Origin of the sequence: Streptomyces durbertensis, from assembly GCF_014156695.1 — a bacterium.
GTDB lineage: Bacteria > Actinomycetota > Actinomycetes > Streptomycetales > Streptomycetaceae > Streptomyces > Streptomyces durbertensis.
Genome location: NZ_WMLF01000142.1, coordinates 1 through 11,902 on the forward strand (window position 1 = coordinate 1; position 11,902 = coordinate 11,902).

An 11,902-nucleotide genomic window follows, 5' to 3' on the forward strand; every position below is an offset into this window, starting at 1 on the left:
GACCCCACCCGCGAACCCGCCGCCTGACACCACGCGGCCCGCGCTTCGGCGGGATCGTTTCCAGCCGAAGTCGCGCCGGACCGCCGGCGCGTGGCGGCGGAGGTCGGGTCGGGAGGCCGCAGTCGGACGGCGTGTGTGCGCGCCGGGGCGAGGTCGGGCGGGGGCACGGGTGGTCTGCTTCCGGCCGTTGCCGGGGGCCTTCGCGTGGGAGAGTTGAAGTCCGCCGAGACCGGACAGGTGGGGGTTTCCCGGATGGTCCAGCGTCTGATGCCGTTCCTCAAGTGGACAGCGCTCCTGGTGGTCCTGGCCGAGGTCCTGCTGGTGTGGACCGGCACGGTGCCGCTGGCCGACGCCGTGGTGGTCGTGGTGGTCGTCGAAGGGCTGCTCCTCGCGGTCGTGTTGCTGGGCGCGCTGCGAGTACGGCACGTGTACCGGGAGCAGCGCGCCGACGCGCCGGACGGCTTCACCGCCGCGACGCGCGCGATCGAGGCCGTCCTGCCCCGGCCGATGGGGAAGCTGATCGCCGCCGAACTGGCGCTGCAGCGCGCACTGTTGCTGCTCGCCCTGCGTCGGCGTGACGTCCCGCCCGGCGGGGCCGGGGTGGGCTACCACCGCGCGTTGAGCGGGATCCTGTGGGCGGTGCTGGCCGTCACGCTTGTCGAGATCGCCGTGGTGCACCTCGCCGTCCCGTGGCCGACCGTCCGCGTGGTGCTGCTGGTCCTGTCCGTCGTCGGACTGTGGTGGTTCACCGCCTTCTTCGCGTCGCTTGTCGCCTACCCGACGACCGTGCACGACGGCCGGCTGCGGATCAGGTTCTCGGCGACGGTGGACGTGGCCGTTCCGCTGACCGGCGTGGAGAGCGTCCGGGTGGATCACCGGTCACGCGCCCAGCGGCGGGTCGCGATGTTCCACGACGACGCCCTCCACGTGGAGGTCTTCGGCAGCAGCAACGTCACCGTCCGCTTCACCCGTCCCGTACCGGTCTCGCTCCCCAGGGAGGATGAGCGGCTGGTGAGCACGGTCCACCTCTGGGCGGACGAACCCGAGGCCCTCCTCCGCCTCTTGTCACCCGACGCCCTCCGCCCCGACCTCCCCTGAGAACTCACACGAGCGCCGCGCCGGGTGGCTCACGGGAGGAGGAGGACCGTGACCGCCCAGGCGAGGAGCAGGAGGGTGAAGAGCGGTCCGAGGGGTGTGCCGCGTTGCGCCGGGGTGGACTCGTCGGTGGGGCGCAACGACGGGTCGTTGCACATCGCGCGCAGCTCGGCGACGAGGCGTTCGGTGTCCGACTCGCCGCCGTTCAGGCGGCGTTCCAGTGCGGGCCAGCCGACCGGTTCGAGCGTCGCGGGCTCCTCGTCGCCGCGCTGGGTGATCTCCAGGGTGGAACCGTTGAGGTGGACGGAGCTGATCCGCTCCCAGGGCACGTGGTGCATGCGCCAGCCGCCGGTTGCCCACAGGCCGGTGCGGTCGGCGACGAGGCGCCAGTTGAGCGCGGTGGCGGTCGTGCCGATGAGGGCGGGCAGGCCGAGCAGGAGGAACCACTGCCAGCTGAAGCCGTCCGACAGCAGCGCCCAGACGCCACCGGCCTGGAACGCGCCGAGGGCGAGACCGACGAGCCGCGTCCAGCCGCCGGCCGACCACACGCGGGGCGCGGCGCCGGGCTTCAGGTCGAGCGCGAGGCGGGCGAGTGACCGGTACCGGCCGCGCCGTTCCCGCCGCTCCACCGCGCGGACCGGGGTGGCGCTGCACTCGGTGACGATCTCGTCCAGGTCCCGGCCGCCGATGGCGGTGAAGGCGACCTCCGCGCCGACGCTGGGCGCGCCGTACAGCACGGCCTCGCGCAGCACCGGCGGCGCCTGGTCGCGCATCGCGTCGAGCACGCTCTCCACGACGCCTTCCGCGTGCTCGCCGTCCAGCGCGCGTTCCGCCTCGTCGGCCTCCTCCTCTTCCTCCTCGTCGGCGGGAAGCGAGTGGAAGGTGAGGACGGGCGTGGTGCCGTACCGGTCGTCGTGGGCGTACACCCACACCCGTGGGTCGTCGGCCTTCTCCTTGATCAGGACGCGCAGCGCGGGCACCGGCAGGGTGCGCAGCCGCGCGGCGCGGCGGCGGCCGACCAGCGCGTTGACCACAAAGGCCAGGCCGGGCAGACCGCCGGCGAGTACCAGCATCTCCCAGCCGGCGATGTCGGGCCCTTCGGCCGCCAGCCGGCTCCAGTCGCCGTCGATCAGCACGGTGACCCGGTCGCCCCTGCTGTAGTCGCCGAAGGCGTCGACCTGGTGCCGCTTGCCCTCGGGGAGGAGGGTGACCGCCAGGTGCTCCCCCCGGTAGCCGACCACCTCCGCCTCGACGCGGGTCGCGGCGGCGGCGCGGCTGCTGTCGTCGGCGACGGCGGCGCTGCCGCGCCACAGGCCGAACGCGGCGAGCGCCAGACAGCCCAGCCCGAAGACCAGTGAGATCCGGCCCCGGGTGAAGGTGGCCAGGCGCGGCGGCAGCGTGTGGCGGGCGTCGCCGGCGGCCCGCATGGCGAGGTGGCGCTGGCGGCGCGCCAACTCCAACCGGTAGAGCAGGCCGACGACGGCAAAGCCGGCGGCGGCGGTGACGGCGAGCCGCGAGAGGTCCGAGGAGGTGCCCAGCGCCTCGTCGTTGAGCAGGCTGGCGGCGGTGGTCGGCGGCACCGCCCACAGCGCCACGACCGGCTGCCGCACCAGCCAGTAGAGCTGGAGGACCGCGAACCCGAAGAGCACGACGGGCCACCAGGCGAACTGGCACGGCGCGCTGTCCGTGCACACGGGGTCCGGGGAGTCGAGGAGGGCCCAGAGGTACGTCGCGAGCAGGGCCAGCGCGGCCCACTGCGGGCGGGCCCAGCGGCCGGGGGCGGCGGCCAGCCATTCGCGGGCGTCGGCGGACAGCCACTCGCGCACGCCCTGGGGTCGGTGTTCCGCCGGCAGCGGCAGCGGTTGCTCTGTCACGGCCGCATTATCGACCACCCGGGTGACGCCCCGACACCGCGGGCCGCGCCGCACGGGGCGGCGACCGGCGGTGGGGCCCGGCGGCGCGTGTGCCGCCGGGCCCCACCGGGAGGGAGGCTCACGCCTGGCGGCGGACCTCCACCACGCGGAAGCGGCCCGCGACAAACGCGGCGTCGCAGAGCGCCGCGTTCGCGGCCGGGTTGCCGCCGCTGCCGTGGAAGTCGGAGAACGCGGCCGTCTGGTTGACGTACACGCCGCCGGTGAGGTTGAGCGAGAGCTGGGCGCACTCGGTCAGGCAGGCCTCCTCCACCAGCCGCTCGGTGTCGGCGTCGGTGGTGTAGGCGCCGACCGTCATCGCGCCCTTCTCCCGCACGGTGCGGCGCAGGAGGTCGACGGCGTCGGCGGTGGAGTCGACGGCCACCGCGAACGAGACCGGGCCGAAGCACTCGCTGAGGTACGCGGCTTCGGCGTCCTCCTTGCCGCCGTCGAGCTTGACGATGACCGGGGTGCGGACGGTGGCGTCCGGGAACTCCGGGTGCTCGATCTCCCGGGAGGCGAGCGCGACCTCCCCGAGCGACCCGGCGGCGTCGATCCGGGCGCCGACCTGCGGGTTGACGATCGCACCGAGCAGCGCGACGGCCCGGGTGTCGTCGCCGAGCAGCTTGTCGACGGCGGCGGCGAGGTCGGCGACCACCTCGTCGTAGGACTTCTTCCCGCCGTCGGTGCTGATGCCGCCGCGCGGGATCAGCACGTTCTGCGGCGTGGTGCACATCTGGCCGCTGTAGAGGGAGAGCGAGAACGCCAGGTTGGCGAGCATGCCGCGGTAGTCGTCGGTGGAGTCGACGACGACGGTGTTGACACCGGCCTTCTCCGTGTAGACCTGCGCCTGACGGGCGTTGGCCTCCAGCCAGTCGCCGAACTCGGTGGAGCCGGTGTAGTCGATGATCCGCACCTCGGGCCGGACGGCCAGCGTCGCGGCGATGCGGGAGCCCTCCTCCTCGGCGGCGAGCGCGACCAGGTTGGGGTCGAAACCGGCCTCGGCGAGCGTCTCGCGGGCGATCCGCACGGTCAGCGCGAGCGGCAGCGCGGCGCGCGGGTGCGGCTTGACGAGGACCGGGTTGCCGGTGGCGAGCGAGGCGAACAGCCCCGGGTAGCCGTTCCACGTCGGGAAGGTGTTGCAGCCGATGACCAGGGCGATGCCGCGCGGCACGGCGGTGAACGTCTTGTCCAGGTTCAGCGGGTCCCGCTTGCCCTGCGGCTTCGACCAGTGCGCCCGCTCCGGGGTGCGGGTCTGCTCGGCGTAGGCGTACGTGACGGCCTCCAGGCCGCGGTCCTGGGCGTGCGGGCCGCCGGCCTGCATCGCCATCATGTACGCCTGCCCGCTGGTGTGCATGACGGCCTGCGCGAACTCGTGGGTGCGGGCGTTGATCCGCGCCAGGATCTCCAGGCACACCGCCGCCCGCGCCTCGGGCCCGGCCGCCGCCCAGTCCGGCATCGCCTCGCGCATCGCCGGCAGCAGCACGTCCACGTCGACCAGCGGGTACTCCACGCCCAGGTCGAGGCCGTACGGGGAGCGCTCGGCGCCGCCCCAGCCGACCGTGCCGGGCTGGTCGAGTGCGAAGCGCCCGCCGAGCAGCGCGTCGAACGCGGCCTTGCCGGCGGCGGGGTCGAGCGTGCCGTGCTCCTCGCCGTACGCCTTCGGGTGCTCGGGGTACGGGGACCAGTAGGCGCGGCTGCGGATGGTGTCGAGGGCCCGGTCCAGGGTCGGGCGGTGCTTCTCGATCAACTGCACTGTGGTGGGCGCGGCGGCCATCGGGGACCATCTCCTCGTCGAGAGTCCGGGGTGTGGACGAGCGGGACTGGGGCCCAGGGTAACCGAACGATCGGTCGGGACAAGAGGGCCGGACCGGCCACGACGACCCGACGACCCCGGGCCCGGAGGGGCGGGATGTCACCCTCCGGCGATAGAGTGACCGAACGATCGGTCGGCGCGCAACGGCCGCGCGCCCGGGAGCCATGCCGACAGCCGAGGAACAGCCGAGCCAACAGGGGGCATCATGCGGGACGCCACAGGCACCGTCGCGGTGGTCGGTACGGGCACCATGGGCCAGGGGATCGCCCAGGTCGCGCTGCTGGCCGGGCACACCGTCCGGCTGCACGACGTCGCCCCCGACCGTGCCGCGCAGGCCGCCGAGGCCGTGCTCGGCCGGCTCGACCGGCTCGTCGACAAGGGCCGTCTCGACGCCGAGGAGCGCGCGGCCGCCGCCGCCCGGCTGCACGCCCACACCGGCCCCGACGGCGTCGGCGACCTCGCCGACGCGGACGTGGTCGTCGAGGCGATCCTGGAGGACCTGGGCGCCAAGCAGCAGCTCTTCACCGCCCTCGAACAGGTCGTCTCCGACGAGACCCTGCTCGCCACCAACACCTCCTCCCTCTCCGTCACCGCCATCGCCGCCGCCCTGCGCCTGCCCGGCCGCTTTGTCGGTCTGCACTTCTTCAACCCGGCGCCGCTGCTCCCCCTCGTCGAGGTCGTCAGCGGGCACGCCACCGACGAGGCCGCCGCCGAGCGCGCCGTCAAGCTCGCCACCACCTGGGGCAAGACCCCGGTGCGCTGCGCCGACACCCCCGGCTTCATCGTCAACCGCGTCGCCCGCCCCTTCTACGCCGAGGCCTTCCGCGTGTACGAGGAGCGGGCCGCCGACCCGGCCACCATCGACGCCGTCCTCCGCGAGTCCGGCGGCTTCCGCATGGGCCCCTTCGAGCTGACCGACCTCATCGGGCAGGACGTCAACGAGTCCGTGACCCGCAGCGTGTGGGAGTCCTTCTTCCAGGACGTGAAGTTCACGCCCTCGCTCGCCCAGCGCCGGCTCGTCCAGTCCGGGCGGCTGGGCCGCAAGACCGGACACGGCTGGTACGACCACACCCCCGGCGCGTCCCGGCCCGAACCGCACACCGCGCGCCCCTGCCCCGCGCCGGAGTACGCCGTCCTGCACGGCGGGCTCGGCCCCGCCGCCGCGCTTCCGGCGATGGCCACCGAAGCCGGCATCCCCCTCCGCACCCCGGAGGCGTCCGCCGCCGCCGAACCCACCACCACGGGCGCCACCACCCCCGGCGACACCACCCGCCACGGCTGCCTCGAACTCCCCGGCGGCGCCCTCCTCCGCCTCGCCGACGGCAGCCAGCCCCGAGGCCGCGAGATCCACTTCGACCTCGCCCTCGACTACCGCACCGCCACCCGCGTCGCGCTCGCCCCCGCCGACGCCGCGTCCGTCGCCGACCTCGCCGAGGCCACCGGCTTCTTCCAGGCCCTCGGCAAGGCCGTCAGCGTCGTCGAACCCGTGCCCGGCATGATCGTCGCCCGGACCGTCGCGATGCTCGCCGACTTCGCCGCCGACACCGTCGGCCGGGGCGTCGCCGGCGCCGGCGACGTCGACACCGCGATGCGGCTCGGCGTGAACTACCCCGTCGGCCCCCTCCGCTGGTGCGACGACCTCGGCGCCGACTGGGTCGCCGACGTCCTCCACCACCTCCACCGCGAGTACCCCACCGGCCGCTACGCACCTGGCCGCGCGCTCCTCCGCCGCAAGGGGGCAGAATCATGACCATGCCCAAGCGCGACACGTACACCCCGGACAGCCTGCTCACCGTCGCCGTCCAGGTGTTCAACGAGCGCGGCTACGACGGCACCTCGATGGAACACCTGTCGAAGGCCGCCGGCATCTCCAAGTCCTCGATCTACCACCACGTGCGCGGCAAGGAGGAACTCCTCCGCCGCGCGATAGCCCGCGCCCTCGACCACCTCTTCGCCATCCTCGACGAGCCGGAGGCCGTGCACGGCCGCGCCGTCGACCGCCTCGAACACGTCACGCGCCGCACCGCCGAGGTCCTGATGGCGGAGCTCCCCTACGTCACCCTGCTGCTGCGCGTCCACGGCAACACCGACACCGAGCGCTGGGCGCTGGCCCGCCGCCGCGAGTTCGACCAGCAGGTCGCCGCGCTCCTCAAGCAGGCCGCCGCCGAAGGCGACCTCCGCGCCGACGTCGACGTCCGCCTCGCCACGCGTCTCCTCTTCGGAATGATCAACTCCATCGTGGAGTGGTACCGCCCCGAACGCGGCACCCTCGCCGCCCGCGAGGAAGTCGCCGACGCCGTCGCCAAGATGGCCTTCGCCGGCCTCCGCGTCTGACCTCCGGGCCACCCGGCCCGAGCCGCCGTGCCGAGAGCAGCAGGCCGGCCCGTCATTCGGAGAGCTTCTGCCCGGCGGCCAGCCTGTGGTAGGTGGGGCTGGCGTCGAGCAGTTCCGCGTGGCGTCCCTGGGCGATCGTGCGGCCGTCGTCCACGACGACGATCCGGTCGGCGTGCTGAACCGTGGAGAGGCGGTGCGCGATCACCAGCAGGGCGCACTCCCGGGCGACGTCCCTCATCACGGTGGTCAGCATCGTTTCGTTGATGCTGTCCAGATGCGAGGTCGGCTCGTCGAGCAGGAGGATGGAGGGCCGGGCGAGCAGGGCGCGGGCGAGCGCGACCCGCTGGCGTTCGCCCGCTGAGAGGGTGCCGCCGCGAGGGCCGAGGACACCCGAGAGGCCGCCGGGCAGACGCCGCACGACCCCCTCCAGCCTGGCCAGCTCGACGACGGTCCGCACCTCGGCGTCGGTGGTGTCGGGCTGGGCGTAGGTGATGTTGTCGCGCAGCGTGCCGTGCACGACGTGGGTGTCCTGGTCGACGACCGCGATACGTCGGCGGCAGGCGGCGCGGCTCAGTTCGGCAGCGGGCACACCGTCGAACAGCAGCCGGCCGGAGTCCGGTTCGTAGAACCTGGCGACCAGGGCGAAGATCGTGCTCTTGCCGGCACCCGACCGGCCGACCAGTGCCGTCTGGCCACGGCGCGGGACGGTGAAGGTGACGCCGCGCAACACCGGACGCCCCGGCTCGTACCCGAAGCAGACGTCGTGCAGGGCGAGAGCCGGCGCCGCCTCGCCGTCCTCCTCGTCCGTACGGCCCCGGCCGTCCTCCTCGTCCGTACGGCCCGGCTCCCTCAGCACGGCGACGGGAACCCGGGAGCGCGACCGGGCGACCGGTTGCGCGACCGCCGCCACCCGCTTGCTCTCCTGGCTGGGCAGGACGCCGGGCTCGGTGGGCTCCACCGGCAGGTGCAGGGCGTACTCGATGCGCTGGTAGGCGCCCATGCCGCGCTGGATGAGCCCCACCGCGCGGAAGACGGAGGACAGCGGCAGCACGAGGTAGGAGGCGTAGAGCAGGAACGCGACGAGGTCGCCGAGCGAGTTGGCGTCACCGGTCACCCGCAGGCCGCCGATGACCAGGACGATGAGGAAGGAGCCCTGGACGGCGAGTTCGACCGCAGGGCTCATGATCGAGGCGAGCTTCGCGGTCCGCACGCCCGCGCCGTAGGCCGTATCGACGCGTTCCCCGATCAGGGCCGCCTCACGGTCCTCCGCCCGGTGGACCCGGACCATGGGGAGCGCGCCGAGCGCGCGTTCCAGGCCGGCGGCGATCGCCCCGACCGACTCCTGCATGCGCTCGGAGGCGGCGCGGATTCCCTTGAGCAGGGACGCCACGACCCCGGCGGCCAGCGCCACGGTCAGGGCCACCAGGAGCAGCAGCAGCGGGTCGATCCACACCATCAGCGCGATCGCCCCCGCCGCGATGAGGATCCCGGTCACCAGGTCGACCAGCGCCTGGGAGACCACCTCCCTCAGCACCGTGGTGTCGGCGGTGACACGGGCGATCAGGTCACCGCCGCGATGCCGGTCGTACTCGCGCATCTCCAGTCGGAGCAGCCGGGCGACCAGGCCGTGGCGGAGCTGACGGACGACGCCCTCGCCGATGCGCTCCAGAACAAAGCGCCCCACCGCGCCCGTCACCGCCTCACTGACGAACAGCAGGGCGAGGAGGAGCAGCAGCGGCCACAGCACCTGTTCGCCGCCGCTCGCGTCGACGACCTGCTTGGCGACGAGCGGCTGGGCGAGGCCCAGGGCCGACCCGACCAGGGTGAGCACGGTGGCGACGACGACGGACGCCCGGTGTCCGGCCGTCAGGCGGTACATGGTGGCGATCGCGGCCCGGGTGGAACGGTCGCCCTCCGACCCCACCCGCGCCTGGTCCACGGCGCTGTCGGTCATCGGGCCGATCGGCTCCCGGGGGCGACCGAGATGAGCCGGGTGAAGTAGCCGTCGGGAACGCCCTCGCCGACGGGACGGCCGTCCGCCTCGATCCAGGCGTGCGCGGTGAACGGCGGCACCACGCGCACCCCCGTGCACCACGTCGGCCACGCGCCCGAGAGCCGGCACAGCAACGCGGCGCCCAGCGAGCGCGGCAGGCAGCCCCTGGGCCCGGCGCAGCGCAGGCTCACCGCGCACACGGCGTCCCGCGCCGCCTGCGCCCGCGCCGCCGTGGCCGGCGAGGCGCCACGACTCACCCGTTCCAGAGCGGCGCGGATACGGCGGGGCGGCAGGAGGGAGAGCACGACGGCCGGCAGCAGGACAAGACGGGCGGCCAGGCGCCGCCCGAAGGGGATACCGGTGGGCCGCTCCAGCGCGCTGGGCGTCGTCATTCGGCCAGCCCCGAGGCCCGCAGCTCGGCCAACAGCGCCGCGACGTCCTGCTCCGCCCGCGCCCGGTCGATGTCGAACTCGGCCGTCAGCGCGTCGGAAGCGGCCGCCTCGTCACCGCCCGCCATCAGCGTCCTGACCACCACACTTCCGGTGGGGTTCAACTCCCAGTACTCCCCCGCGCGTTCGTCGAGGAGGACCGTGCCGTAGTCCGTGTCCGCCGTGGAGACGTCGGCGCGGAACCGCAGTGCCATGATGCGCGTGCCTTCCCGTGTTGAGGTGTCAGAGCCCGGTGCCGGACGTGGGCGCGGGCTGGGGCCTCGTGGGCGCCCGGGAGGCGAGGCCGCGAAGCCACACCTCGACGGAGATGGTCGAGTAGAGGATCGCCTCGCGCAGCTCGGGCGTGGCCGGCCGCTGGGCGAGCCGGCGCAGGGCCGCGCCGTCGACCAGGCCCAGCTTCTCGAGCCGAGAGTCCTCCCACAGCGCCAGCAGGTCGGCGCGGTGTTCGCGCAGCCCGTCGGCGGCGTCCCTGGAGGCGGTGGCCTTGTTGGTGCGCCGCAGACACGCCTCGGGGACGATCCCGCGCATCGCGGCGGTCAGGACGGGTTTGTACCTCCAGGGCGTGACCCGTTCGCCCGGCCGTACCGCGAGGCACGCCTCGATGACCCGGTCATCGAGGAACGGCGACGCCATCGGCACCCCGGCCCGCGCCGCCATCCGGTCCCACTGGCGGAGGATGCGCGTACAGGCCCGGATCTGTTCCAGGTCGGCATGCATGCCCCGGTCGGGGTGAAGGGGGACGGCGTGCTCGGCGGCCTCACCCAACGCCCTGCGGACGGCCTGCTCGGCGTCGGGGGTGATCCAGTCGAAGAGGCGAGGGGGCATGCCCCAGCCGAGGCTGGTGCCGACGGTGGCCGGCAGCGGCCCGCGCAGCCGACCACCGCGGTCCGCGAGCCACTCACCGTACGGCCGGGAGTCGGCCAGCGCCCGGACCATGCCGCCCAGCGGCCACTGCCACAGGGCCCGGAAGCCCCGCAACTGCCGCAGCGCGAACAGCGGTCGAGTCCGCGCCAGGCGGTGGTAGTACGCCTCGGAGCACCAGGCCACATGGTCGCCACCGATCCCCGTGAGGTGCAGCCGACTGCCGCGCCCGGCCATGTTCGGCAGGTGGTGGAGGACCCGCGAGCGGTCCATGACACCGATGGTCGGCTCGTCCAGCAGATCGTCGACGGCGAGGAGATCGGTGTAGACGAGCGGGGAGGCGTCGGCGTCCCAGACGACGTGCTCGACGTCCGGCAGCGAGCGCATGGCCTGCTCGGCCCAGTACAGATCGGTGTCGGCCGGGTCGCGGCCCGGCCAGGTGCTGGCGATCACCCGAGCCGGGGAGCGCGCCGCCAGAAAGCAGACCGAGGTGGAGTCCAGACCTCCGGACAGGTCGCAACTGACCACGCCCCCCTGCCTGGTGCGCACGTCCACCGCCGCGGCCAACGCGTCCCGGACGACGGGGGCGCCGTCGGCGAGCGTACGGACCGGCTCCGGAGGCGTCCACCAGCGCGAGTGGCGTACCGTCCGGCCGTCCCCGGCAACGATCAACGCGTCCTGCGGCGGCACGGCGGTGACGCCGCGCCACATGGACTCCTCGGCGAGCGGATGGGGCACCGGCCACAGCAACCGAACGGCCAACTGCTCCGGGTCCGGCTCGATTCCGAGCATCCCGGCGAGCACGTCGGCGCGGCTGGCCGCCACCCGTACGCCGTTCACGGACGCGTGGAACACCAGCCGCAGCCCGGACGCGGTGCCCTGCACCCTGAGCCGCCCGTCGAGCGCGGCGACGAGGTGGAAGCTCCCGGGAAGCGACCGCGCGAGCGCGTCCAGCTCGGCGAGATCGCCCAACCGCCCGGCGTGCCGCTCCAGTTGCGCGGCGTCGACGGGGCAGCATCCGATGACGGCGAGGGCGGCCCGGCCGGCACGCGCGGCCACGACGTCCTGGTCGTGCCACCGCCCCACCAGCCAGGGCCGGCCGGAGGCGTGCTCCAGGACGCGCGTTCCCGGAGCGGTCGAGGACCGGGCCACGGCGGCCGCGTCCTCGTGGTCGGTGAAGACCGCGAAGTGCGCGTCGCCGGGGCCCGTGCCCGCACTTTCGTGCAGTTCAGTCATGACGTCGGAGGGATCGGCCGGTCTCAGTTCTTGCTCAGGAGCAGCCGGTCGTTGCCGGAGCGCTGGAGCAGCCCCGTCTTCTTCCGGAACGTCCCGAGCTTGGCGAGTGTCGGCGCTTCGTATGCCTTCTTCATGACCTCTCCTCACTTGCGGATGTCACCACCACTTCCCTGGCGGCGGCGAACCGGAGCCCGGTCCACCCCCACCC

The 11,902-nt window shown here is 73.9% G+C and carries 10 protein-coding genes; 3 read left to right on the forward strand and 7 right to left on the reverse strand.

Translation table 11 applies throughout. The features are described 5' to 3' along the window. The first annotated feature begins 252 nt into the window (after positions 1 to 252). Complete coding sequence (locus tag GL263_RS12145) at positions 253 to 1,098, forward strand: hypothetical protein (protein ID WP_182855669.1); 846 nt, start codon at positions 253 to 255, stop codon at positions 1,096 to 1,098. A gap of 29 nt (positions 1,099 to 1,127) precedes the next feature. Here GL263_RS12145 and GL263_RS12150 read toward each other — a convergent pair whose 3' ends face one another. Both GL263_RS12150 and paaN read right to left on the reverse strand, forming a co-directional pair. Next, positions 1,128 to 2,969 (reverse strand): hypothetical protein, encoded by a 1,842-nt coding sequence (locus tag GL263_RS12150; protein WP_182855670.1) that lies wholly within the window; start codon positions 2,967 to 2,969, stop codon positions 1,128 to 1,130. A gap of 118 nt (positions 2,970 to 3,087) precedes the next feature. Next, positions 3,088 to 4,782: a phenylacetic acid degradation protein PaaN gene (gene paaN, locus GL263_RS12155; RefSeq protein ID WP_182855671.1), complete on the reverse strand. Its 1,695-nt coding sequence runs from the start codon at positions 4,780 to 4,782 to the stop codon at positions 3,088 to 3,090. Between the two features lie 244 nt (positions 4,783 to 5,026). Here paaN and GL263_RS12160 point away from each other — a divergent pair, with 244 nt between their 5' ends. Together GL263_RS12160 and GL263_RS12165 are read left to right on the forward strand one after the other, a co-directional pair. Further along, positions 5,027 to 6,571 carry a 3-hydroxyacyl-CoA dehydrogenase gene (locus GL263_RS12160; RefSeq protein WP_182855672.1) on the forward strand — a complete coding sequence of 515 codons (1,545 nt, stop codon included), beginning with the start codon at positions 5,027 to 5,029 and terminating at the stop codon, positions 6,569 to 6,571. Beyond that, the gene (locus GL263_RS12165; RefSeq protein WP_182855673.1) at positions 6,568 to 7,155 is read left to right on the forward strand and encodes a TetR/AcrR family transcriptional regulator; all 588 of its coding nucleotides are present in this window, start codon (positions 6,568 to 6,570) and stop codon (positions 7,153 to 7,155) included. Before GL263_RS12160 ends, GL263_RS12165 begins: the two co-directional genes overlap by 4 nt. Positions 7,156 to 7,207: 52 nt before the next feature. Here the strand turns inward: GL263_RS12165 and GL263_RS12170 are convergent, their stop codons facing one another. The 5 genes from GL263_RS12170 to GL263_RS12190 are packed head-to-tail and all read right to left on the reverse strand — an operon-like array spanning position 7,208 to position 11,828. Further along, positions 7,208 to 9,109 (reverse strand): ABC transporter ATP-binding protein, encoded by a 1,902-nt coding sequence (locus tag GL263_RS12170; RefSeq protein WP_182855675.1) that lies wholly within the window; start codon positions 9,107 to 9,109, stop codon positions 7,208 to 7,210. After that, on the reverse strand, positions 9,106 to 9,540 hold the full coding sequence (locus GL263_RS12175) for a lasso peptide biosynthesis B2 protein (protein WP_182855676.1): 435 nt from the start codon (positions 9,538 to 9,540) through the stop codon (positions 9,106 to 9,108). The genes GL263_RS12170 and GL263_RS12175 overlap by 4 nt, the downstream gene beginning before the upstream one ends. Further along, on the reverse strand, positions 9,537 to 9,791 hold the full coding sequence (locus GL263_RS12180) for a lasso peptide biosynthesis PqqD family chaperone (protein WP_182855678.1): 255 nt from the start codon (positions 9,789 to 9,791) through the stop codon (positions 9,537 to 9,539). Before GL263_RS12180 ends, GL263_RS12175 begins: the two co-directional genes overlap by 4 nt. 28 nt (positions 9,792 to 9,819) lie before the next feature. Beyond that, positions 9,820 to 11,694, reverse strand: a complete 1,875-nt coding sequence (locus GL263_RS12185; RefSeq protein ID WP_182855680.1) for a lasso peptide isopeptide bond-forming cyclase — start codon at positions 11,692 to 11,694, stop codon at positions 9,820 to 9,822. A gap of 23 nt (positions 11,695 to 11,717) precedes the next feature. Further along, positions 11,718 to 11,828, reverse strand: coding sequence for a keywimysin-related RiPP (locus GL263_RS12190; protein WP_182855681.1), 111 nt, complete (start codon positions 11,826 to 11,828; stop codon positions 11,718 to 11,720). Positions 11,829 to 11,902: the final 74 nt, after the last annotated feature.